This is a genomic window from Pseudoflavonifractor sp. SW1122, from assembly GCF_012027765.1.
GTDB lineage: Bacteria > Bacillota > Clostridia > Oscillospirales > Oscillospiraceae > Enterenecus > Enterenecus faecium.
The window spans coordinates 1-24,271 of sequence record NZ_SJOS01000029.1 but is presented as its reverse complement, the minus strand read 5'-3'; the positions used below and the strand labels follow the sequence as shown (position 1 = coordinate 24,271).

The 24,271-nt window shown below is 60.4% G+C and carries 21 protein-coding genes; 5 read left to right on the top strand and 16 right to left on the bottom strand.

What is annotated here, in order from left to right:
- Nucleotides 1-5: 5 nt before the first annotated feature.
- From E0L15_RS08050 to E0L15_RS07985, 14 genes are all read right to left on the bottom strand, one after another.
- Nucleotides 6-1,238, bottom strand: a complete 1,233-nt coding sequence (locus E0L15_RS08050; RefSeq protein WP_168125192.1) for a nucleotide sugar dehydrogenase — start codon at nt 1,236-1,238, stop codon at nt 6-8.
- Nucleotides 1,239-1,243: 5 nt separating this feature from the next.
- Nucleotides 1,244-4,366, bottom strand: a complete 3,123-nt coding sequence (locus tag E0L15_RS08045; protein ID WP_168125191.1) for a glycosyltransferase — start codon at nt 4,364-4,366, stop codon at nt 1,244-1,246.
- 51 nt (nt 4,367-4,417) lie between these two features.
- Nucleotides 4,418-5,608, bottom strand: coding sequence for an ATP-grasp fold amidoligase family protein (locus tag E0L15_RS08040; RefSeq protein WP_168125190.1), 1,191 nt, complete (start codon nt 5,606-5,608; stop codon nt 4,418-4,420).
- Complete coding sequence (locus E0L15_RS08035) at nt 5,596-6,663, bottom strand: glycosyltransferase (protein WP_168125189.1); 1,068 nt, start codon at nt 6,661-6,663, stop codon at nt 5,596-5,598. Before E0L15_RS08035 ends, E0L15_RS08040 begins: the two co-directional genes overlap by 13 nt.
- Nucleotides 6,664-6,665: 2 nt before the next feature.
- Nucleotides 6,666-7,682: a glycosyltransferase family 2 protein gene (locus E0L15_RS08030; protein WP_168125188.1), complete on the bottom strand. Its 1,017-nt coding sequence runs from the start codon at nt 7,680-7,682 to the stop codon at nt 6,666-6,668.
- Between the two features lie 5 nt (nt 7,683-7,687).
- Nucleotides 7,688-8,536, bottom strand: a complete 849-nt coding sequence (locus tag E0L15_RS08025; RefSeq protein WP_168125187.1) for a DUF4422 domain-containing protein — start codon at nt 8,534-8,536, stop codon at nt 7,688-7,690.
- A 93-nt stretch (nt 8,537-8,629) separates the two neighbouring features.
- On the bottom strand, nt 8,630-10,093 hold the full coding sequence (locus E0L15_RS08020; RefSeq protein WP_168125186.1) for a flippase: 1,464 nt from the start codon (nt 10,091-10,093) through the stop codon (nt 8,630-8,632).
- A gap of 2 nt (nt 10,094-10,095) precedes the next feature.
- Nucleotides 10,096-11,331, bottom strand: a complete 1,236-nt coding sequence (locus E0L15_RS08015) for a hypothetical protein (protein WP_087392185.1) — start codon at nt 11,329-11,331, stop codon at nt 10,096-10,098.
- Complete coding sequence (locus E0L15_RS08010) at nt 11,328-12,383, bottom strand: sugar transferase (protein WP_087231941.1); 1,056 nt, start codon at nt 12,381-12,383, stop codon at nt 11,328-11,330. The genes E0L15_RS08015 and E0L15_RS08010 overlap by 4 nt, the downstream gene beginning before the upstream one ends.
- The gene (locus E0L15_RS08005; protein ID WP_168125185.1) at nt 12,380-13,486 is read right to left on the bottom strand and encodes a glycosyltransferase family 1 protein; all 1,107 of its coding nucleotides are present in this window, start codon (nt 13,484-13,486) and stop codon (nt 12,380-12,382) included. Before E0L15_RS08005 ends, E0L15_RS08010 begins: the two co-directional genes overlap by 4 nt.
- Nucleotides 13,487-13,495: 9 nt before the next feature.
- Entirely contained in the window at nt 13,496-14,536 is a 1,041-nt protein-coding gene (locus tag E0L15_RS08000) for a glycosyltransferase family 2 protein (RefSeq protein WP_168125184.1), read from the bottom strand.
- 24 nt (nt 14,537-14,560) lie between these two features.
- Nucleotides 14,561-15,334 carry a DUF4422 domain-containing protein gene (locus E0L15_RS07995; RefSeq protein ID WP_168125183.1) on the bottom strand — a complete coding sequence of 258 codons (774 nt, stop codon included), beginning with the start codon at nt 15,332-15,334 and terminating at the stop codon, nt 14,561-14,563.
- Nucleotides 15,331-16,431, bottom strand: coding sequence for a UDP-galactopyranose mutase (gene glf / locus E0L15_RS07990; RefSeq protein WP_168125182.1), 1,101 nt, complete (start codon nt 16,429-16,431; stop codon nt 15,331-15,333). Before glf ends, E0L15_RS07995 begins: the two co-directional genes overlap by 4 nt.
- A 44-nt stretch (nt 16,432-16,475) precedes the next feature.
- Nucleotides 16,476-17,894, bottom strand: a complete 1,419-nt coding sequence (locus E0L15_RS07985; RefSeq protein WP_168125181.1) for a sugar transferase — start codon at nt 17,892-17,894, stop codon at nt 16,476-16,478.
- 218 nt (nt 17,895-18,112) lie between these two features.
- On the opposite strand from E0L15_RS07985, the gene E0L15_RS07980 reads away from it, so the two are divergent.
- From E0L15_RS07980 to E0L15_RS07970, 3 genes are all read left to right on the top strand, one after another.
- On the top strand, nt 18,113-19,219 hold the full coding sequence (locus E0L15_RS07980; protein WP_168125180.1) for a glycosyltransferase family 4 protein: 1,107 nt from the start codon (nt 18,113-18,115) through the stop codon (nt 19,217-19,219).
- Between the two features lie 17 nt (nt 19,220-19,236).
- Nucleotides 19,237-20,619, top strand: a complete 1,383-nt coding sequence (locus tag E0L15_RS07975) for an undecaprenyl-phosphate glucose phosphotransferase (RefSeq protein WP_087370306.1) — start codon at nt 19,237-19,239, stop codon at nt 20,617-20,619.
- 100 nt (nt 20,620-20,719) lie between these two features.
- Complete coding sequence (locus tag E0L15_RS07970) at nt 20,720-21,097, top strand: metal-dependent transcriptional regulator (protein WP_087391480.1); 378 nt, start codon at nt 20,720-20,722, stop codon at nt 21,095-21,097.
- Between the two features lie 36 nt (nt 21,098-21,133).
- On the opposite strand, the gene E0L15_RS07965 is transcribed toward E0L15_RS07970, so the two are convergent.
- Nucleotides 21,134-21,727: a sugar O-acetyltransferase gene (locus E0L15_RS07965; protein ID WP_168125179.1), complete on the bottom strand. Its 594-nt coding sequence runs from the start codon at nt 21,725-21,727 to the stop codon at nt 21,134-21,136.
- Nucleotides 21,728-21,730: 3 nt separating this feature from the next.
- On the bottom strand, nt 21,731-22,726 hold the full coding sequence (locus tag E0L15_RS07960) for an asparaginase (protein WP_168125178.1): 996 nt from the start codon (nt 22,724-22,726) through the stop codon (nt 21,731-21,733).
- A gap of 147 nt (nt 22,727-22,873) precedes the next feature.
- On the opposite strand from E0L15_RS07960, the gene E0L15_RS07955 reads away from it, so the two are divergent.
- Complete coding sequence (locus E0L15_RS07955; RefSeq protein ID WP_168125177.1) at nt 22,874-23,668, top strand: FAD-dependent oxidoreductase; 795 nt, start codon at nt 22,874-22,876, stop codon at nt 23,666-23,668.
- Between the two features lie 122 nt (nt 23,669-23,790).
- Complete coding sequence (locus tag E0L15_RS07950) at nt 23,791-24,201, top strand: hypothetical protein (protein WP_087231904.1); 411 nt, start codon at nt 23,791-23,793, stop codon at nt 24,199-24,201.
- The last annotated feature ends 70 nt before the right edge of the window (nt 24,202-24,271 follow it).

Sequence of the window (24,271 nt, the reverse complement as noted above, 5' to 3'; positions counted from 1 at the left end):
CCTAATTAATCTCGGAAGTAGAGGTCCCGGGTATACACCTTATCCATCACGGGCTCCAGGTCCTTGGTGTAGCGGTTGGCCACGATGACGTCGCTCTGGTCCACAAACTCCTGCCAGTCCCGGATGACCCGGCTGCCGAAGAAGGTGTCCTCCTTCAGGGTGGGCTCGTAGATGATGACCTCCGCCCCCTTGGCCTTCATGCGCTTCATGACGCCCTGAATGCTGGACTGGCGGAAGTTGTCCGAGTTGGCCTTCATGGTCAGGCGGTACACGCCCACCACGCAGGGCTTGCCGGGGGTGCCGTCTCTCCCCTCGCCATTGGGGCCGTAATAGCCCGCCTTCTCCAAAATCCGCTCGGCAATGAAGTCCTTGCGGGTGTGGTTGGCATCTACAATGGCAGAGATGATGTTGTTGGGCACCTGGTCATAGTTGGCCCGCAGCTGCTTGGTGTCCTTGGGCAGGCAGTAGCCGCCGTAGCCGAAGGAGGGGTTGTTGTAGTAGTTGCCGATGCGGGGGTCGTAGCCGATGCCCTCGATGATCTGGCGGGTGTTCAGGCCACGCACCTCGGCGTAGGTGTCCAGCTCATTGAAGAAGGACACCCGCAGGGCCAGATAGGTGTTGGCAAACAGCTTCACCGCCTCGGCCTCGGTGGGGTTGGTGATGAGGATGGGAATGTCCTTCTTCTCCGCTCCCTCTGCCAGGAGGTTGGCGAAGGTCTCCGCCGCCGCCTTGAGCCGGGGGTCGTCCAGGGGCGCTCCCACAATGATGCGGGAGGGGTACAGGTTGTCGTAGAGCGCCTTGCCCTCCCGGAGGAACTCGGGGGAGAAAATCAGGTTCTCACACCCCAGCTTCTCCCGCAGGCCCAGGGTAAAGCCCACAGGCACGGTGGATTTCACCACGATGATGGCCTCAGGGTTGACCTGCATCACCAGGCGCACCACAGACTCCACCGAGGAGGTGTCGAAGTAGTTCTTCACCGGGTCGTAGTTGGTGGGGGTGGAGACAATGACGTAGTCCGCCCCTGCATAGGCCGCCGCCCCGTCGGTGGTGGCGGTGAGGTCCAGGTCTTTGTTCTTCAGGTAGTCCTCAATCTCCGCATCCACCAGCGGAGATTTTCTGGCGTTGATGGCGTCCACCTTGTCCTGCACCAGGTCCACCGCAGTGACGTGGTGGTGCTGGGCCAACAAAATGGCATTGGCCAGTCCTACATAGCCGGTTCCGGCAATGGCAATGTTCATCTGTTTCATCTCCCAAACAAGTGTGCGAATTTTTCTTTCACCCGGTTGATGGTGTACTCCTTCCCGTTCTCTTGGTAGCAGCGGATGCCGCCCCGGATTTTCCGGGGGATGAAGGTGAAGAAGCTACCGATGCGGTAGGTCCAGGAGGCCCGGATGAGGTTGGCCTCGTCGGCGGCAAAGCCGCCTCCGCCGCCCGCTCCCGCCATGAGGGCGTTGAGCATCATGTCCTCGGCAGGGGTCAGCTTACCCCGGCAGGCGCCCTTGTCCTCCACCAGAGCGTAGTCGTTCCAGGTCTGGCGGGACAGGCTTCTGATCTCGGTGGACACATGCCGCTGCAGCTCCTGGTCGTACTCCCGGCTCTGGATGAACTCATACATGCCCGTCATACAGGTGAGGTAGCCGTAGATGTGCATGAAGGTCTTCTTCATAGTCACCGTGGAGCCCTCCCGCACCCGACGGATGAGCAGCTGGTCGGTGACGTGGGCCACCCGCTGGGCCTGTACCAAGGACTGAATGCTAAACAGGTTGTCCTCGTGGACAATGCCCTCCACAAACGTCAAGTGCTTGTCCAGCAGATAGGACTTGCGGTACATGCCCAGACAGGGGGAGGCCCGGTACTTCCGGTCGTCCTTCATGCGGCAGAACAGGTCCCGGCCCGTCATCACATCGGGCAACTCGGCCAGGTACTCGTAGGCCGTCTTGTAGTAGGGGTGGGCCTTCTCCAGCTCGGGGGTGTCGTAGATGGACTTGCCGTCGTAGTACAGCACGTCCAGCTCCCGCTCCACCGCCTGGGGATAGAGGGTGGCCACGGTGTTCCCTTCCAGCATATCATCCCCATCCAGGAAGATGATAAACTCGCCCTTGGCCTGCTGGATGCCCACGTTGCGGGCAGCAGACTGGCCCTTGTTGATCTGGTGAAGCAGGGTCACCCGGCCGTCCCGCTGGGCGATGTCCCGGACGATGTCCAGGGTGGCGTCCACCGAGCCGTCGTTGACGCACACCACTTCCACCTGCTTATCGGTCTGGCCCAGCACGCTGTCCACGGTCTGGGCGATGTACTCCTCCACATTGTACATGGGGATGATCACCGACACCTTGGGAGCCTCCACCCGGCTTTCCACCACCACCTGGGCGGGGAACACCTGGGACAGGTTGGGGCGGGTGGAATAGGTCTTACAGGTGAGCTTGAACTGCTGGATGGGGTTGGTGACCACCCGGCTCAAGTTCTCCCAGGCCTCGGGGGTAAACTCCCGGTTGTCCAGCTGGCCCTGACGGTGGGCCTCCTGGAACTCCCGGTGCATCAGCTCCATAAAGGACCACTGGTTCTCCGCCGTCAGGCGCTCGTAGTTCCAGCGGTACTTCTCATACTTCAAAGACAGGTAGAAGGCATACAGCTCCTTCTTGTACTGGGGATTTTTATCCAGGAACTGCTCATAGTAGTGCATCTCATCACTGACACAGAACACCTTGCCCTTGGAGTGCACCGAAGAGCCGTCGTTGTCCTTGCGGTAGTGGTGCAGGTGGTCCTCCAGCAGATAGCAGCGCTGGGCCACGGTGCACACCATGAAGTGGAAGGAGGTGTCCTGGAAGGAGGCCCCCGGCGTCTCATGGAAGCGGATGCCGTGGCTGGTAATCATGTCCTTGCGGTAGATGCCACTCCAGATGGCGGGGGTGGTGGTAAAGATGGCGTGGTCGTCGGTGCGGGGACAGAACACCTTGCCGTACTGGCAGCGGGACAGGTTCTCAAAGGGGAGGGACTGTCTGCCCTGCCCGGTGGTGAACCAGTGGTAGTTGCACTTGACCATGTCCGCCTTCTGGGCCTTGGCGGCCTGGTACATGGTCTCAAACATGGTGGGCTCAATCCAGTCGTCGGTCTCCACAATGCCGATGTACTCGCCCCGGGCTGCATCCAGTCCCAGGTTCATCTGGTAGCCGTAGCTCTTCTTGTCGCTGCGCACCACCTGAATGCGGTGGTCCAGCTGGGCGGCGTACTCCAGCAGCTCCAGGGTACCGTCGGTGGACCCGGCGTCCACACAGATGATCTCAATATCCTCCAGGGTCTGCTTGCTGACGCTGGCGATGCACTCCCGGATAAATCGGCCCACATTGAGGGAGGGCATAATCACCGACACCTTGGGCTGCTTCACCGGGGCCGCCACCTGTCGGGCCACCTCGCCCTGCTGGCTCAGGTCCTTGAGCTCGTCGTAGTGGGCGGGCATGTAGAAATAGCTACGGTCCTTGGAGAACACATGGAACTCCTGGTCCATCTCGCTCTGAATCCAGCGAATAACCCTCTCCTTGGCCTCCACCGTCTTCATATTATAGAGGTTGGTTCGGGTGCCGCTGAGCACCACATTCAAAAAGCTCTTCTCAAACTTGTGGTACAGTCCCACCTGCTCCAGGCGGCGCTTGGTCTCCACAAAGGCCTGGGTAAAGGCCATGGGGTCCCGGTGGTTGCTCTGCTGGAGGCTGCTGCCCGTCTCCACCCGGTAGTAGGCCAGATACTCGTCCAGCACCGAGATGCGCCCGGCCTGGGCCAGGGCCTGACAGACAAAGGCCATGTCGTTGGTGCGGGTGATCTCCTGGTAGGTGATGTGGTGCTGTTCCACGAAGGAGCGGCGGAACAGCTTGTTCCACGGCCAGTTCTGGAAGTTGTTGAAGAGGTAGTCCTTCACCTCTCGGGGGGTGAACACCGACTTCTGGGGGCAGCGGTCCAGACGCAGGCTCCAGGGCATGTCCGAGATGACCCCGGTGCGCATGTTGTGCTGTTTGGCCCCGAACACCAGCACGTCAGACCCGTCCTGGTCCATACGGGCGGCACACTTCTCCAGCATGGTGGGGTCAAAGTGGTCGTCCGAGTCCAGGAAGGACAGGTACTCGCCCTTGGCCTGCTGGATGCCCTTGTTGCGGGCCGCTCCTGCGTTGGTGTTGGGCTGGGTGAGCACCTTCACCCGGGCATCCCGCTTCTCATACTCCCGCAGAATGTCCAGGGAGCGGTCGGTGGAGCCGTCGTCCACGCAGATGACCTCGATGTTGTTCAGAGTTTGTCCCAATATACTGTCCAGGCAGGGGCCCAGGTACTTCTCCACGTTGTATACCGGGATAATCACCGAAACCTTAGGTTCCATTTCTTTTTTCTCCAATCTTCTTTGTTGCTTCTCTCCGCATCTCTGCATTCCTTACCCCTGGGGTGTGGGGATGGGGCTCTTGCTGGGCAACTCGATGAGGTCGCCGTAGATCTGGTCCTGCTGGGGCGGATTCCACTTGCAGGTGCCAGTGGCAGAGGTGAAGGTGATCTCCCCAAACTTCAACGTCCCGTCGTTGAGGATGTAGAAATCCACACGGGCGTGGGCAAAGCCCTGGGCCAGCTTCTCGGAGACTTCAATGAGCTCCTCCAGGCGCTGGGGCCGGGGCACGTCCTGGTCGTTGAGGGGGAAGGAATAGACAAAGTTCTGCTTGTTCCAATCCAGGTCGTAGAAGGACATCTTCATCCCCACCTTGCGGTCGGTGAGGTACATGATGTGGTGGGCTTTGCCCCCAAAGCAGAACACCTTATAATCTCTCAGGTCGTCGTGGTCGTTTTCCAGATACTCCTCCGCAATAATTTTCGGCGGAATGTGCATGTAGTGCAGCTCCAGCCCGTTGCAGTAGGCGTAGTTGAGGCCCATCCAGGTGTTGAACTTCTCCCGGGCGTCCTTGAGGTCCAGCTGGCTCTTGTCCTTGACAATCAGGTTCCAGCCACAGCCGTGGTTGGCCTTGAGGACAAAGCGCTGGGGCAGGGCGTCAAAGTCGATCTCATCAAAGGAGTCCCACACCCCCAGCAGGGGCACCAGGTACTCCTCTCCGATCTTCTCCTTCACCCACTCCCGCACCAGATATTTGTCCGCCAATCTGGTTTTCAGAGGGGTGCTGTCATACAGCTTCAGCCACTGGAGCTTTTCATTGTAGGTACGGGGGTGGTCCAGGTTCAGCTTCTGCCCCATGATGTGGGCATACCACTCCTTCAACTCCCCGGCGTACTGCTCCGGCTTCAAGCTGGCGTAGTAGTCATAGTCAGACACAGGCCCGCCGTGCATGGACACGGTCTTGCGAATCCGCTCCAGCTTCTCCCGACTCTCCATCTGGCTCCGGCGCAGGGTAGCGGCCGTGGCGTCCAGCTGGCGGCGGTAGTTCTCCACCTGGGCGGTGAGCTGGGCAATCTGGCGGTTCTGCTGCTGAATCTGCTGGTTCTGCTGTTCCAGCTGCCGGGCCATCTGCTCCATGAGCCGAGCATTGTCCTCCTGAGCGGCCAAAATCCGCTCCACCTCCCGGTTGAAGGCGGAGACAGGCGGGGGCAAAACCTTCTTTAAGGCATTTTTCACCGTACCCATGTCTGTTCTCCTTTCGAGCGCAGCTTCTCCCAGGTGTAGGTCCAGCCGTGGTCCCGCCAGCAACTCACCGCCCGCACCAGGGGGTTGGGGCGCTTGGGGGCAGGCTGGCCATAGCGCAGAGAGAAATAGGAGCCGCTATAGGAGAAGGAGCGGAGGAACTTCACCCCCACCTCTTCCTCGTCCAACTGCTTCAAAAACTCCGCCACCTGTCGGTCCAGGCCCTCCACGTCGGGGGCCTGGGGGCGCAGCCGCTCATACCAGCCGAACATGCCGTTGAGCTCGTTGCGCATGACGGCCCGGCGCAGCTTGTCCGGCAAATTCTTCACCATCTCCTGGACAATCTGGTAGGACTCCAGCTGACAGTGGAAGTGGGCCGCCTTGCGTCCCACCAGAGAGGTGCTCTGCTCCACCCGGTAGCAGGCCACGGGGGTGTGGGTCACCATAAGCCGCTGGGCATGAATGAGACAGGCAATCCAGAAGGAGTGGTCGTTGATGCACCGGAGGCTATTGAAGTGGATGTGGTTTTGCTCCAAAAAGGCCCGGCGGTACAGGCCATTCCAGGGCACGTCGGGCACTTGCAGCAGCCGCAAAGGCAGGTCGGTGAAGCGCATCACCCGCTTGGCCTGACTCTTGCCGATGCAGCTCAAGGTGGAGTACAGGGTGGTGTAGGGCTCTCCACCCGGCTCCACATAGGAAAAGCCCGCCTTGATGACGTCCAGGTCGTGTTCCTTGGCCTGGGCGTACAGCCCCTCCAGGGCCCCGGGCAGGAACTTGTCGTCCGAGTCCAAAAAGGCCACGTACTCACCCCGGGCCACCTCCAGGCCGTGGTTGCGGGCCACGCCGGCAAAGGAGTTTTTCTGGGTGAGCACCACCACCCGGGGGTCACGGGCGGCGTACTCGCGGAGCACCTCCAGACTGCGGTCGGTGGAGCCGTCGTCCACACAGATGACCTCCAGGTTTGGGATGTTCTGGCTCAGAACGCCGTCCAGGCAGGCGTTTAAGTGGGTCTCGGTGTTGTACACCGGGATAATGACGGAAATTTGCATCTTCTCCATGCTCACTGCCCCCCATGTTTGGCTTTTTTATACACCTTCACCACGGCAGCAAACACAGGATAAGGGGCATACCGAGCCAGCAGATACTTGGCGTAGCAGCTCTTGCTCTCGTAGTAGCTGGCGGGATGCTCCTCAAAGTGCAGCTGGGGCAGCCACTGGCGCCGCAGCGTGTGTAGGTATTGTCTCTGAATGTCCCGCTGGGACATGTTGCTGATGTGCCAGACCAAAAACTCCATGGCCCAGTTGAGGAAACTGCGGCGGTAGGTGTCCATGAGCTGGTGTTGCTCCAGATACTCCTTGACGATCTGGAAGGCCTCATAGGGGGCCTCGGGCTGGCCGCAGCGGCTGTTGGACACCGAGGCCATGCGGTTAATGCGGTGATGGATGAGCACCTCGTCCACCACGGCAATGCGTGTTGCCGCCAACAGCGTGGGGTAGACAAAGGCCAGATCCTCGGAGTTTTTCAGGGCCGGGTAGCGAATGCCCGAAGAAGTGAGCAGCTCCCGGCGGTAGAACTTGTCCCAGGGCATACCATAGGTAAACTGGAACAGGTGGTCGGCCATCTCCTGAGGGGCAAAGGCCAGCTTGCCGGGGAGATACTGCTTTTTCATCATCCACTCGGAGGGCAGCTCCCGCCCGGAGTTGGTGTCAAACTCTACCGCCCGGCAGATGGCCACGTCCGCCCCTTCCCGCTGGGCGGTATCCACCATCTGTTCCAAAAAGTCCGGCTCGAACCAGTCGTCCGAGTCCAGGAAGATGACGTACTCCCCCTTTGCCGCCTCCAGTCCGGTGTTCCGGGCAGCGCCGGGTCCGGCGTTTTGCTGGCGGATGACCTGCACCCGGGGATCTTTCTGGGCGTACTCGGCCAGGATGGCGGGGCTTTCATCGGTGGAGCCGTCATCCACGCAGATCACCTGGAGGTGGGGATAGCTCTGGCCCAGCACGCTGTCCAGGCACTCCCGCAAATGCTGCTGGATGTTGTACACCGGAATAATCACAGAAATGTCACATGCTGCCAAGCGCTTCACCCTCTTCCCTTCTTCACCCAAGCCCTCCGGCGGCTCCCCGGTGGGAGCAGGGCGTTGAGCAGCTTCCGCTGAACCCGCTTCTTGTTGTCCGGCTCAAACTGCACCCGGGGCAGCTCGTACACCTGGGTGGCGGTGGTGCGGCGCAGGTGGGTGACATACACCCCCAACAGCCGCTCGGCCAGATACCCGTCCACCCGCAACTCCTGGGTGGAGTAGCCGGTGGTGTCTGCCCGGCGGTCAAATTCCTCCAGAATGGAGAAAAGCCACCCGCAATACTGGTCAAACAGGGGCTTTTGCATGATAAAGATATTGCCAAAATAACAGTTGGTGCCGGAGAGATATTCCTCCATGGCGGGCACATAGTCCGGGTATTTCTCCCTCACAATGTCCTCCACCAGAGCCAAGTCCTCACGGTGGTGATAGGGGGCCCGGGCGTAGTGGTCCCGCACCGAGATGTGCATGTCCTCTCCCATGGGCACCACGCAGGCCTTGCCCTCCAGCCACTGCTCCAGCCGATCAAAGCCCAGGGTCTCCAGGCCCTCCGCCGTCAACTCTCCCGCCAGGCGGTAGGGACGGCGGGCGTGCTCGTCCAGATACAGGTAGCGGCGGTAGTGGAAAAATCCGTAATAGTCCGCCTCCACGTTCTTCCACGCCCAATAGTGGGCGGTGAGCTCGCAGTAGGAGCGGTTCTTCTGGGAGATGTTCTCTCCCGTATCGTCGTGGGCAAAACCGGGGAAATGGTCTTGTGCCAGCGCCGCCCCCACCTGCACGGGGTGGAGCAGCGGGTGCGCCGGAACGCGCTGCCCCGCCTGGTGACAGCACACAAATAATTTGATTTGAGACAAGGGGTTCCCTCCCAAAAAAGAGAAGCTGGCGGGATACGCCAGCTTCCTTTTGTCCTCGCTGGTGTTTATCCAACGAATTATACCAGATTCCATTTACTTTTTCAACACTTTTCCCACGGTCTTTTCCCACACCTGGGACCAGATCTCCCGCACCATAGGCTCTCCCAACAGCAGCAAGAGTACCCCATAGGAGGCGAAAAACAGCACCGCCGAAGCCACCATTACCACGAGGGAGTGGAGGGAACTGCCCAACAGCCACCCCACCGAGGCCGCCGCAGCGCTCAGGGCCATCCATACCCTGAGATAGGGCAGCTTCGCCAGAGCGGGGAGAATTTCCCGACCCAGGGCGACAATCTGCACCACCAGCACCGCCAGCTCCGCCAGCACGGTGCCGATGGCCGCTCCGGCGGCCCCCATCTGGGGAATCAGCAGGGAGTTGACCACCACATTCACCACGGCCCCCACAATCTCGGAGAACAGCACCTGTTTCTCCCGCCCGGTGGGCACCAGAATTTGAATGCCCATAATGTTAGTCAGGCCGATGAACACCAGAGTGGGCATGATCAGCTGCATGGGCAAAATGGAGGCCTCAAAGGCCTTGCCCGACAGCAGGTAGATGGAGGGCCGGGCAAAGAGGATGAAGTAGAGGCACAGAGGCATGGCCAGCAGGAAGACAAACCGCAGGGCCTTCTGAGTGGCCTGGGCAAAAGCCTCCTTCTCCCCCCGCTCCACGTAGTAGGACACCCGGGGCAGCAGCACAGTACCCAGGGAGGCCACCACGCTGACCAGGATGTTCTTGATCTTCACCGCGGCATCATAGTAGCCGTTCTCGGTGGTGCCACGGAGGAAGCCCAGCATCACGTTGTCCATGTTGGTGTACACCGTGGTGGCGATGGACATAGCGAAGAACACGAAGATGGGCCGCAGGTGGCGGCGGAAGTTGTAGTGCCCCATGGGGCGCACATCCACCAGCCACTTGAGGTTGATGAGATTTAAGAGGTTGGACCCCACGGAGGCAAAAATGGTGATGCCGCCGTAGATCACATAGTCCCCCTCCTGGTGGATAAGGAGGAACATCCCCACCAGGGCGATGAACTTAAAGAGCACCGACCTTAGGGTGATATAGCGGTACTGCTCCAGGCCCTTGTACAGCCACTCTGCCCCGATGGAGTTAAACAGAATCATGGTGCTCATCACCAGGTAGAGCCCCTTCTCCTCCCGGAGCTGAGGGATGGCCTGGAGGGAGATAAAGAACAGCACATAGGACACCACGCAGGTCACCAGGTTGATGAGCAAGATCTCCTGGGTGACTCTGGACAACTCTTCCCGGTTGTCCCGCACCTTGGCGCAGGCCCGGATGCCATAGGTGGGAATGCCCAGCTGGGCAAACATGGAGAAGTAGGTCACCACCGAGTTGGCAAAGGACACCGTGCCAATTCCCTGAGGCCCCAAAATCCCGGTCACATAGGGGTAGGTGATAATGGGGAAGATCATGGCAGACATGGTGAGGATGCTGTTCATGACGAAATTGAATTTTACCGACTGAATCTTGGCCATGGTCACTTCCTGCCTTCCAGCCACTTGGGACAGGTGTACAGGATGGGCGCGGCGGCAAAGAGCACCAGGTTCAGGTGCACTTCCAGCAGCCGAGGCTCAATAAAGCAGCATCCCAACACCATGAGATAGAGGAAGCAGTGGTTCCAATTGCCCTGTTTGTACAGCCGCTTGCCCAGCAGCACCAGCCCCACCAGGACCAGGGCAGAGAAGATCACGCCGTAGTTGAACAGGGTCAGGGAGTAGGAGCAGTCCACAAAGTTGTACCGCTCTCCAATGGTCGCCCAATCCACATCTCCGCCGTAGCCCACCCACTGGATGGAGTTGCCCAACAGGTGGATGCCGTAGTTGGCAGCCGCCTGGGCGGTGAGGCGAATGCGGTCGGAGAGCAGACGGTTGAGCATCGCTGCCGGTTGGGCGGGATAGAGCCAGCACAGCCCCGCCAACAAAACGCACAGGAGCACGGCGCAGTATTCATAGCCAAACCGCACCACCCGGCACAACACCCGGCACCAGCGCTGCTCACTCAGACGGCGGGCCAAGCCATCCCAACGGGACCGCTGGCCCAGCACCATCTCCACCAGAATCACCACACAGGAGAGCAAAAAGCCGTTGCGGGCGTCGGTGAGGTAGTAAAGGCCCACGGTGACCGCCAACAGCGCCACTCCAGAGCCCACTGAGATGCCCTTTCTGCACCTCCACATGGCCCACACCAGGATGAAAAAAAAGTAGGTCATCACCACGGTGGGATAGGTAAAGCCCAGGGAGTGGCGCACGGTGGCGTCCTCCCGCACGTACGTCAGGTCGGGGAGGGTCCCATCCAGGGTGAGAAAGAAGACAAACGCCAGCACCAGTACCTGCACAGGCAGGGCGATCCCAAAGATGTCGTCCACTTCCACCCCTTTGGAGGCCAGCAGCAGCACCAGCACAAACAGGGGCAAGGTATCCTTGGAGGTCACCACCGCCAGCAGCACAATCCCTGCCAGCAGGATATATTTCAAGGCACAGCCCACCGCCCCCCGGGTCAGGGACCACGGCCCCTCCTTTTTCAGGCCCAGCAACGCCCAATCCCACAGGATTTTCAACCCGGCCAGCCCAAAGGAGAGGTAGCGGGCCAGGGTCAATATCTTGCCCACCATACCCACCTCGGTGGCCATGGTAAATTGCAGGGTGGTGGCCACCAAATAGAGGAGAAAAGCGCACCAGAAAAGGCATTGGCGCAGTCCATCGTGGCGTTTCATTCTGTCACCTCGTCCTTGGATGATTCATAGGCCCGGAGCACCCGGCCCAGCATGGCGCCCCGGCGCAGCCGGGCGCCCATCTCCCGGGCTCCCTGGCACAGGGTCTGGTACTCCTCCCGGCTCATGTGCTGCAGCCGCCGGGGCAGCTCTTCCAGGCTGCCCACCGCAATACCCAAATGGTGCTCCACCACGTAGTCGGCCAGGGCGGACTGGTCCCACACCATCACCGGGATGCCACAGGCCAGATAGAGGGATGCCTTGTGGGGGTTGTTGTACTTCAAATAGGTGCCGTACACTCCATCACAGCAGTCCAGCCGATCGCCGTCCCACACCAGGCCGAAGCCGCCCCGCAGAGTCTGGGGCAGCTGCTCGGGGGGGAACTGGCCGCAGTACTTCACCCCCACCTGGGGCACCCCCTCCTGATAGTTGGGGCCGTAGAGGCGGAAGCGGACCTTGGAGTCCAGCTGGCCCAGGCGGTAGACATACCCCGCCTTGTCCGGACGGAGATTGCCCGCCACCACCACCTCCCAGGGGTCCTGGGTGTTGCAGGCGGTGGGCTCCTCCTCCAATAGGTAATCAAAGAGGTCCAGGGTGCGGATGGCCTTGTCCCCGTACCCCCGCTCGCATAAGTATTCCGTCATCTCCTGGTTGTGGGCGATGAGCAGGTCAGCAAGCTCCAAGAACTGCCGCTCTCCGTTGCCCTCCACGCCCCGCAGGCTGTCCAGGTCGTGGATGAGGAAAATGAGCTGCACGCCCTTTTCCTTCATCCCCCGCAAAAAGGGGATGGCCAGACGGCTGACCTTGGGATACATATCCAGGGGGTACTGCACCAGCAGGGTGTCCCCGGGGGACAACTGCTTGGCCACTCCCCGCCAGTCCATCCAGGTCACCGCCGCCATTTTCAGCTTATCCGGGGTACCCTTGCCCTGGCTGCGGTGGACGGGCAGAGCCGTCCACCCCTGGGCGGTGAGAATCTCTCCCACATCGTTGCGGGCCTTGGAGCCTGCGTGGAACTCGTGGGAGTCCCGCTCCACAATGCAGAATTGCTTCATAGTGCCTCCTCTGTCAGCAGCGCTTGCAGACGCTGCACCTGGCTGTTGATGTCATAGGGGGAGTGGGCAAACTGGGCCTGGTCCACCCGCCCCGCCTTGAGGGCTTTGTGTACCACACACTCCGCCCACTGCTTGGGGCTATCCTGGAGGGAGAGGCGGTACAGGTTGGGGTTGACCTGAATCTCCGGCACAATGGCATCGGACACCACACAGGGCAGGCCGTTGGCCTGGGCCTCCAGCAGAGCCATGGGCAGCCCCTCAAATTGGGAGGGAAAGACAAACACGTCCATGGCCTGGTAGATCTGGGCGGTGTCGGACCGCACCCCCAAAAATTCCACCTGGCCCTCCAGCCCCAGAGAGCGGGCCTTCTCACGCATGGGCTCCAGGTCCTCCCCCTGGCCCACCAACAGTGCCTTCACCGGCTGGCCCATCCGGGCCAGTTCCGAGACCACGTCCAGGAGAAAGCTCTGGTTTTTTTGAAAGTGGAACCGCCCCACGTGTCCCACCACCAGGGCGTCCTCACACCCCAGCTGGCGGCGGTACTCCTGCCGCACCTGGGGATCGGGGGTAAACTGGGCGGGGTCAATGGCGTTGGTGATGAGCTGATAGTGGGGCAGCTTCCCCGCCTCAGCCCCGTAAAACCAGGGGCAGGCCCCGTCGGAGCAGGACCAGAAGTCGGTGGCCACCCCCCGCACCACCCGCCGATTGTACCGGTGCAGGAGCCCCCGCAGGAAGCTGTCCCCGTTGGCAGCGTTGTGGCAGTGGATGATGCGCTTGGGGATGCCATACTTCTTGGCCGCTTTCAGATAGTCGATGTTGGCCAGGCTGCACACGTTGACCCAGATGGCGCAGTATTCCCCGGCGTGCTGGGCCATAAAGGCGTCCAGGGCCTGGTGGAAGGCCCGCCGCCCGTCCCGCCGGGCGGGAATCTTGTAGACTCCGCCGCCCAGGGCCACAATCTCCTCTTCATAGGCCACGGTGTCCGAGTTGCACAGGAAATCCAGCTGCACCCGGCTGCGGTCCATGGCCCGGTAATAGTTCATGATGACGCTCTCCACCCCGCCGGGGTTCTCCGTCATACCAAATACCAATACGTTTTTCATGCTTCTTCCTTACTGTCCTGCAAATTTCCGAAACTGCCAGTGCCGGACCTTGGCGATGAGATACACCCCGTAGTAGAACCGGAGCTTCACACACAGCAGGGTCACCTTCCGGGTGGTGGAGAAGTCCCCCAGGTGGACGTGCTCCAACGACTGGGCAAACAGAGGGGTGTGCACCAGGTCCCGGAACGCCTTCCGCTGGGCCCGTCCCCCCAGCCCGTTGTCCGGGTGGAAGGAGTCGTTGACGGCGATGAGCAGCAGGTGGTAGAGCACACAGCTGTGGTAGGCCCCCCGGCAGTACTCCCGGTCCCCCATCTGGTCCAGGTCCGCCCGGATGGCCTCCATGGAGCGGATGTACCGCTGGGCGTAGTCAGAGCGGTAACGGCGCACTGCGGAACCGGCGTTGAACCAGTAGTGGTACATGGGCAGGGGCAGGTAGGCGATGCAACGGGCGGCACAGGCAGCCCGGAACATAAACTCCGCATCCTCCGCCGCCGACAGCTCCTCCCGGAAGAAAATCGCTCTCTCCATGAGCAGCGCCCGGCGCAGCAGCTTGGCGGTGACAAACCCCGCTCCCGTCTGGGGCTTGAGTACGTCGCACTCAAAGCGGCGCTTGTCCTCCCCCGCAAAGAGCATGGCCTGACTCTGATAGCCGCGGGGCTGGGAGCTGGCGCCGTACTCCATGACGTGCTCGGTCATGATGATATCCGCGCCCCTGCTCTCCCCCTCCTGGACCTGTCGGGCCAGCATCTCCGGGTCAATCCAGTCGTCGGCATCCACAAAGGAGATCCACTCCCCTTGGGCGTGGCGGATGCCCGCATTCCGGGCCGCCGACACACCCCCGTGGGGCAGTTCCAGCACCCGCAAGGCCATGCGCTGGGCGTAGGGGGCCACGGTGTCCCGGTATCCATCCGCCGGCTCGTCAAAGGCCAGCAGCACCTCCACCCCCTCCAGAGTCTGGGCCTCCAGGCTGTCCAGGCAGCGGCGCAACAGCTCCAGGGGCGTCTGGTACACAGGTACCACCACACTGACGGTTATCTTTTCCTCTTCCATTCCAATTTCACCTATTCCAACGTCTCAAAAACTGGAGCCGTACTTCTTGCCGGAGAACTTGGCCTTCAAAAAGGAGGTCCCCTTCTTCCACCAGTTCACCGGCTCGGTGGACACCAGGGGCAGCTCGCAGTAGGCGTACCCGTTGGTCTCCAGCCACACGTCCAGCAGCAACTCGCTGACCCGGCCAAATAGGCGGGCCTGGAAGGGGTCCAGGCTCCGGTAGTCCACCCGGCCCTCCAGCTGCTCCAAAATGGGGAAGAGCCAGGCGCAGTAGGCGTCGCACTTCTCCCCCTTCATCACAAACATGTTGAACATGTGTCCCCAGGTCCGGCGCATCACCCGGTCAAAGGCGGGCAGGTACTGGGGGCATTGGGCCTCGATGATCTCCCGGGTCACATCCAGGTGCTCCCCATAGTGGGTGTGGGCGTAGTGGGAGTAGAGGCTCTCGATATAATAGCGGCGCTTGCGGGGGAGCAGCACGTCCTGGCCCTTCAAAAGGGCCTCCAGCTCCCCCTGGGTGAGGATGCGTTCCCAGGGGTCACGGCTCTTCCCGCTTCCCCCGAAGTGGCGGCGGTAATGCACCAACCCCTTATAGTCGGAATCCACGTTGCGCCAAAGCCAGTAAAGGCCTGTTAGTTCACAGTAAAATGGGTTTTTCTGGGAGATATTCTCCCCCGTATCGTCCCCCGAAAAGCCGATATCCTCCTTCCCCGCCCTGCCCACATGGAGGGGCAGGTAGCAGGGGTCGGAGGGCATACGGTAGGGTTTATGAGTCGCTACGACAATGGTGCACGTCATCCCTGAATCCGCTCCCACAGGTTCATGGCGGACTCGATGACCTTGTCCATGTCGTAGTACTTGTACTCGCCCAGACGTCCGCCGAAGATGACATTGGACTCCTGGGCCGCCTTCTGGGCATACTGTTGATAGAGGGCCTGGTTGCGCTGGTCGTTGACGGGGTAGTAGGGCTCCATGCCCTCCTGCCAGTCGGTGGAGTACTCCTTGGAGATGACGGTCTTGGGCTGGGTGCCGAACTCAAAGTGCTTGTGCTCGATGACCCGGGTGTAGGGGGTCTCCCGGTCGGTGTAGTTGACCACGGCCACGCCCTGATAATTGTCGGTGTCCAGCACCTCGGTCTCAAAGCGGACGGTGCGGTACTCCAGCTTGCCGAAGCAGTAGTCATAGTAGGCGTCGATGGCGCCGGTGTAGATGATGGTGTCGCCCAGGGCCTCGTACTTTTCCCGGTTTGCCAGGAAGTCCACCCCCAGCTCCACGTCGGCCCCCTCAAAGAGCTTGTCCACCAGCACGTTGTAGCCCCCCATGGGGATGCCCTGGTAGGCGTCGTTGAAGTAGTTGTTGTCGTAGGTGAAGCGCACAGGCAGACGCTTGATGATGAAGCTGGGCAGGTCCTTGCAGTCCCGGCCCCACTGCTTCTCGGTGTAGCCCTTCACCAGCTTCTGATAGATGTCGGTGCCCACCAGGCTGATGGCCTGCTCCTCCAGGTTGCGGGGCTCGCCCTGGATAACCGAGCGCTGCTGGTCGATCTTGGCCTTGGCCTCCTGGGGAGTGCGCACGCCCCACATCTTGCTGAAGGTGTTCATGTTAAAGGGCATGTTGTAGATCTCGCCCTTGTAGTTGGCGATGGGGGAGTTGGTGTAGCGGTTGAACTCCACCAGATCATTGACAAACTTCCACACCTTCTTGTTGCTGGTGTGGAAGATGTGGGCGCCGTACTTGTGGACGTGGATGCCCTCCACATCCTCACAGTACACGTTGCCGCCCATGTGGTCCCGGCGCTCCACCACCAGGCACTTCTTGCCCTGCTGACGGGCCAGGTAGTTGATGACGCCGGAGAACAGACCGGCGCCCACCAGGATGTAATCATACTGTTTCATTTTCATTCACTCCTATTTTTGATACAACAGCTTGAGTGGGGGGCTCATCGGGCTCCCACCTTTTTGAAAATGACCACCAGGGTCTTGAGCAGGATTTTCGCATCCAACTGGAGATTCCAATTGTCAATGTACGCCACATCCAGGCGCACCACTTCCTCAAAGTCCTCGATGTCGCTGCGGCCACTGACCTGCCACAGGCCGGTGAGGCCGGGCTTCATGCTCAGGCGGCGCTTGTGCCGGGGCTCGTACTGCTTGAACTCCTCCACCGTGGGGGGCCGGGTGCCCACCAGGCTCATCTCCCCCTTGAGGATGTTCCAGAACTGGGGCAGCTCATCGATGCTGGTGGCACGGATGAACTTGCCCACCTTGGTCACCCGGGGGTCGTTGGTCATCTTGAACATCTGGCCCTTCATCTCGTTTTGCTCCATCAGGTCCGCCTTGCGGGCCTCGGCATCCGCCGACATGGAGCGGAACTTGTAGATATAGAAGTAGCGGCCATTCTTGCCCACCCGCTTCTGGCGGAACAGGGCGGGGCCTTTGGACTCCAGCTTGATGGCGGGGACCACGAAGATGCTCACCACAGCGGTGATGAGCAGTCCCACCAGGGCGCCAATGATATCAATGGCCCGCTTCATCACCAGCTTGTTGTAGTCAAAGAACCGGGGGGCAAAGCTGACCACCGGCATGTTGCCCACCATGTCGATGCAGCGGCTGTAGCCCTCCTTGCCCTCCAGCATGTTGATGTTGAGCTGGACGGGGATGCCCATCTCCTCGAAGCCGTCAATGTACTCCTGGAGAGACTTTCCGGTGTCATAGGGCACGTTGATGTAGGCCACATCCACCACCTCCCGGCGGGGGTCCTCCATCATGTCCTCCAGGGTGGCCACCACGGGATAGCCCCCGATGGTCATGCCCCGCATGTCCTGGTCCACAATGGCGATGCGCAGGGTGTACCGCTCCAGCACCTCCTCGTGCTTGAGCTGGGAGAGGATGTAGGTCACCCGACTCTGGGTGGTCACCAGGTACATGTGTTCCTTTTCCGCCATGGCCCGGCGCTTTTTGGCCACTTTCTTGACCAGCATGTGGCTGGTGTACATCAGCACCAGGTTGCTGAGCACCGTCACCGCCCACACGGTACGGGTCAGGTACTCCAGCTTGTGAGCGGCAAAGAAAACCAGTGCAATGACGCCCGCCACAAACGCACTGACTTTGACCACATATACCAGCTCTTCATAGCCGTCCCGGCGGCTAAAGTCTTGGTTGGCATTGAAAAATACATACACACAAAAGTAGGTCACCAACACCAACCACAGGTTGGCGATGACCCCGTTCATGGTGGGGTTCACCGGGTCAGGGCGAAACTCCAGCCGCACCACGCTGCCGAAGAGGAACGCAGCCACCAGGCATACGGCATCCACCAGGACAAGCAAACTGTTTTGTAACTTCTGCTTTTGCTGATACACAGCAGAACCTCCCTTTGTATCTCGCAGGTGTAGTGTCCTTCATCATACCACATTCCCCGCCAATGTACAACCGACGAATGTTTTTTATCGTAATTCTTAAGAATCTCCATATTTTTTCCCGGAGACTTTTCAATCCCCCAAACCCGTGATATAATATACGTCGTATTTTCGCGTACCACCCCATTTTCTGGGGTTTTTGATACAAGGAGGTATCACCCATGGGCCGCATTCTCTTTGTGGCATCCACGTTTTCTCATATCCGAAACTTCCACCTTCCCTATCTGAAGGCTCTGGCGGAGCAAGGCTGGGAAGTGGATGTGGCCTGCGGCGGGGCAGTGATGGAGCTGCCCCATGCCCGCAAGCGGTACGCCATTTCGCTGGAGAAGAGCATGGCCTCTCCCAAAAATGTCACCGCCACCCTCCGGCTGCGCCGCCTCATCCGGGAAAACCGCTACCAGCTCATCAGCTGCCACACTGCTCTGGCCTCCTTCTTTGTACGTCTGGCGGTGATGGGGATGCGCCGCCGCCCCAAGGTGGTGTCCATCTGCCACGGCTACCTCTTCGACCAGGACACCTCTGCCCTCAAGCGCCTGGTGCTCAGCACCGCCGAGGCCATCACTGCCCCGGTCACCGACCTGCTGCTGACCATGAACCAGTGGGACACCCAGTACGCCGCTGCCCACAAGCTGGGTAAAAAGGTAGCGTACATCCCCGGTATGGGCATTGACCCCCAAAAGCTCCCCGCTGTCCCGCCCGAGCGGGGCGCACAGCTGCGAAACGACCTGGAGCTGCCGGAGGACGCCTTTGTCCTCCTCTTTGCCGGGGAGTTCTCCCACCGCAAGAGCCAGCCGGTGCTTCTGGAGGCTCTGGCCCAACTGCCGGAGCAGGTGTATCTGCTCCTCCCCGGCCAGGGCAGCGAGCTGGAGGCCTGCCAGCAGCTGGCCCAGCATCTGGGGGTAGCCCACCGGGTGCGCTTCCCCGGCCAGGTGTCGGACATGCCCACTTGGTACGCCGCCTGTGACACAGTGGTGTCCGCCAGCCGCATTGAGGGACTGCCCTTCAACCTCATGGAAGCCATGTACTACGGCCGGCCCATTGTGGCCAGCGACGTGAAGGGCCACCACGACCTGCTGGCTCCCAACCAGGCGGGGCTTCTGTACCCCTACGGGGATGCGGCGGCCTGCGCCCAACAGATTCGGGACCTCTTGGCACAGCCTCAGCTGCGCCAGGCCCTGAGTACCGCCGCCCGACAGGCGGTCACCCCTTATCTGCTGCCCACGGTGCTGCCCCAGGTGATGGGACAGTATCAGCAGCTACTTGACTAGGGAGGAATTCACACGCAATGATCAAGGAAAATCAACGCACCCTCAACTATATCAATGTCATTTTAGACGCCCTCCTCATTTTCCTGTGCATGCCCATCGCCTATTGGGCCCGGTTCTTCCTCTTCCCCTTTGACGACCGGGGCATCACCCTGCGCTATTACCTCATCCTCACCCTGTGCATGCTCCCCATCTTCCTCATCACCCTGGGGGCCATGAATCTCTACGACTCTTTGCGCACCAAGCGCCTGCACTGGGAGGTGGGGCGGCTGTTCTGGGCCTGCTCCATCAACTTTGTGGTGCTCCAGACCATTCTCTTCCTCATCAAACAGTTCTACTTCTCCCGCCTGACCTTTGTGCTCTACTTCGTGCTGGTGTTCTTTGCCCTCAGCGGCAAGCGGCTGGTGCTGCGGCTGTGTCTGCGCAAGTTTCGTAAGCGGGGCTTCAACCAAAAGCACGTGCTGCTGCTGGGCAACGGCCCCATGGCCCAGCGCTATATCCAGGCTCTGGCCGATGACCCCAACCTGGGCTTCTTTGTGGAGGGGTACCTGGCCTCCCAGGACACCATCCCTGACCTGGGCTACCTGGGCAATCTGGACGACCTGTCCTCGGTGCTCAGCGACTACCAGCCCGATGAGGTGGTGGCAGCTCTGTCCGCCCAGGAGTTCTCCCTCACACCCACCATCATCGAGATCTGTGAGAAAGAGGGCATCAAGCTGTCCATTATCCCCTTCTATGCGGAATACATGCCCTCCAATCCCCAGTTTGACAACATCAACGGCATCCCCGTGATGAACATCCGCCGGATTCCCCTGGACAACCTGGTCTACGCCGTTGTCAAGCGCACCATGGACATTGTGGGCTCCCTGCTGCTCATTCTGCTCACCTCGCCCATCATGCTCTTTGCCGCCATCGGCGTGCGCCTGTCCTCCCCCGGCCCCATCATCTTCCGCCAAGAGCGGGTGGGACTGCACAACAAGCCCTTTGACATGTACAAGTTCCGGTCCATGCGAGTCAACGCCCAGCAGGACACCGGGTGGAGCCGCAACCGGGACCCCCGGAAGACCAAGTTCGGCGCCCTCATCCGCAAGCTGTCCATCGACGAGCTGCCCCAGCTGTTCAACGTGCTCAAGGGTGACATGAGCCTGGTGGGCCCCCGTCCGGAGATCCCCCACTTTGTGGAGCAGTTCAAAGACGAGATTCCCCTGTACATGGTCAAGCACCAGGTACGCCCGGGCATCACCGGCTGGGCCCAGATCAACGGCCTGCGGGGAGACACCTCCATTGTGGACCGCATCCGCTACGACATCTACTATATCGAGAACTGGAGCATTTTCTTCGATTTGAAAATCCTGCTCATGACCCCCCTCAAGGGAATTATCAACCAGGAAAAGCTAAAGTAACCCTACGCTTGCCCTGGCGACCAAATTATGCTACAATGACCCAAATGGTGTAACATCCATCACCGCCGGATATGCGGCGTGGGAAAGACGGTGAAATGAAATGGAAATCCATGCTTCTGCGGAGAACTATCTGGAGGCCATCCTGGCTCTGAGCGAAAAAGGGCCGGTACGCTCCATTGATGTGGCGCAACACCTGGGATTCTCCAAGCCCAGTGTCAGCCGCGCCATGAGCCTTTTGCGGGACAACGGCTATGTGGTCATGGATGAGAACAGCTTCCTGGTCCTCACCCCCGCCGGTCTGGACATTGCGGAGACCATCTATGAGCGCCACAAGCTCCTCAGCCAGTGGCTGACCTGGCTGGGCGTCCCCCCGGACATTGCCGCCGAGGACGCGTGCAAAATTGAGCATGACCTGAGCCCGGAGTCCTTCCAGGCGTTGAAGGACCACATTGCCCAGCATCAGGACAAAATCCAGTAAAAAATATCCCGAGAGCTTTTGCTCTCGGGATATTTTTTATCTCTCCATCTCTTTTTTCCAGTGGTCTCGGTCGGCCTGGGTGATCTCCCGCAGCACTCGGGCGGGGTTGCCCACGGCGATGGAATTGGGTGGCACGTCCCGGGTGACCACGCTGCCAGCTCCCACCACGGCCCCATCTCCAATGGTGACCCCGGCCAGGATGACACAGCTGCCCCCAATCCACACGTCCTTACCGATGTGAACATCTGCCCCGAACTCCCAGCCTGTGGCCCGGTCCTCCGGGGCAATGGGGTGCCCGGCGGCGTAGATGGACACGTTGGGGCCGATGAGGGTGCGGTCCCCGATGGTCACTTGGCACACGTCCAAAATGGTGAGATTGTAGTTGGTGAACACGTCCCGGCCCACCACAATGTGCTTGCCATAGTCACAGCGCAGGGGCGGCAAGATGGTGGAGTTCTCCCCGATACCACCCAGCAGCTGCTCCAGCAGGCCCCGCTGCTCCTCCCACCGCTGGGGCGGCAGGTTGTTGTAGGTGTACAGCAGCTCCTGGGCCGCCATGCGGGACTCCAGCAGCCCGTCCTGGTTGGCCAGGTAGGGCAGGCCCGCCAACATCCGCTCTCTGTGGTTCACGTTTTACCCTTCCTTTCGTTCCCCGGCCAAGCTGTGGGCAAAGTATCCCCGCACCTGGTCCGGGTCATCGGTCTGGCCCAGGGCCCACATCAGCTTGGTCACGGCCGCCTCGGTGGTCATATCATAGCCCTGGATGACGCCCTCCGCCAGGGCCTTCTGCCCCGCCTGGTAGAGGGCAAAATTGCTGCTCTCATAGAGGCACTGGCTGCACACCACCACAGACATGCCCGCCTGGGCCGCCTTTTGCAGCTTCTCAATGAGGTTGCGGCGGATGAAGTGGAGTCCTCCGGTGCCGAAGGCCTCGATGACCACCCCACGGTAGTGCATATCCAGCAGCATGTCGAAGATCTCCGGGTTGAGCCCCGGGGTGAGCTTGATGAGAAATACCTCCCGGCACAGCTGGTCCCGCAGACGGCAGGGCCCCTTCACCGGGGGAATGGCACTCTCGTCAATGGTGAGTCCCGAGCCGCTGACCCGGCCCACCAGGGGCCAGTTCACGCTCTCGAAGGCGGCAAAGTCGGTGGTGTGGGTCTTCACCGACCGACAGCCCAAAATCACCTTCCGGTCAAAGGCCACAAACACCCCCGGCTTTCCCGAGGCGGCCATGGCCAGGGCGGTGCGCAGATTGTCCAGGCCGTCGGTGAGGGGGTGCTCAATGGGGAGCTGGGCTCCGGTGAGCACCACCGGAATGGGGATGTTGCGCACCATGTAGGACAGCACCGAGGCGGTGTAGGCCATGGTGTCGGTGCCGTGGGAGATGACCACCCCGTCGTACTCCTCCCGGGCCTTGTAGACGTGGGAGGCGATGAGCTTCCACTCCTCGGGCTGGATGTTGGAGGAGTCCAGGTGGAGAATGTCCTTCACCGTCAGGTCATAGCTGCCCGCCAGTCCCCCCATGTAGTGGGCCAGCATATCCCCGTCCATGCCGGGGGCCAGCCCCTCTTCCGTCATACGGGAGGCGATGGTGCCACCCGTGGTCAAAAGTAAAATTCGTTTCATGTTGATCCCCCTGGGATTCTCTCTTGATATCGATTTCAAGTATAGCGAATTTCCGCTGTCTTTTCAAGGGAATCCCGCCATTCCGGCCATCTTGCCGGGAGCTGAAAAAGTTGGTATACTGAGAAAAAACAAAAGGAGGACCATCCTATGCCATACGATCTTCTGGTGGTGGGAGCCGGACCCGCCGGACTCTCGGCCGCCATTTACGCCCGGGCCCGCAACAAATCCGTGCTGGTGGTGTCCAACGACCCCACCGCCAGCCCTCTGTGCAAGGCCCACCAGATTGACAACTACCCCGGTATCGCTCACATCACTGGTTTGCAGCTGGTGGAGGATATGCTGGCTCAGGCCCGTGAGATGGGCGCGGAATTCCGCCAGGGCCGGGTGCTCACCCTCATGCCCCTGGGCGACTCCGTCATGGCCTCCATCGGCGACCAGGTGGAACAGGCCACCGCGGTGGTGCTGGCCCCCGGCGTGGCCCGGGCCACCCCCCTCCCCGGCGAGGAGAAGCTGCTGGGCCGGGGCGTGAGCTACTGCGCCACCTGCGACGGCATGTTCTACCGGGGCAAGCAGGTGGTGGTGGCAGGCGACGCCCCCGACCTGGCCGAGGAAACGGAGTACCTGCGCTCCATCGGCTGCGAGGTCACCTCGGTACGTCTGCCCGGTCTGCACATCCTGGGCGAGGACCAGGTCACCGGAGTGCGCACCGCCAAGGGGGAGGAAATTCCCTGCCAGGGCGTGTTCCTGCTGCGGGCCTCCATTGCCCCCACTCAGCTGGCTCCGGGGCTGGAATTGGATGGCAACTATGTAAAGGTCAATTCCTTTATGGCCACCAACCTGCCTGGGATTTACGCCGCCGGAGACTGCACCGGCCAGCCCCTCCAGCTGGCCAAAGCCGTGGGCGAAGGCCAGATTGCCGCCCACCACGCCCTGGGCCTTTGACTTTGACTTGTTAAATTTTTTAGAAATCTTGCACGAAGGTTATTGAAATTTCCCGCGGAAGATGGTAACATGATGTACAAGAAAAGGGGACTCCCCCTTGAAACCAATAAGGAGTGATTGTTATGGTCAAAGTAATTATGGGCCCCAAGGGTACCGGTAAGACCAAGCAGATGATCGATCTGATCAACACAGCAGTGGAAACCGAGCACGGCAACGTGGTTGCCATCGCCCACGATTCCAAGCTGACTTTTGATATTAACTACAAGATCCGACTGGTTGAAACCTCCGACTACGATATCCCCAACTATGACACCTTGAAGGGATTCCTGTACGGCCTGTACGCCAGCAACTACGACATCACCCACGTGTTCATCGACAGCTTGAACAAGCTGGTCTCCACCGAGAACAAGGCCGATGTCGAGGCGTTCCTGGATTGGTTGGAAGCGTTCTCCCAGAAGAGCGGCATCAAGTACACGGTCTCCATCAGCGAGGACGAGTCCACCGCCAGCGAGGGTGTGCGCAAGTATTTCTAATACATCAAACAATGAGGGCCGAGTGCTGATGCACTCGGCCCTTTTGTTTATCAAACTTTGGATGCAGCTG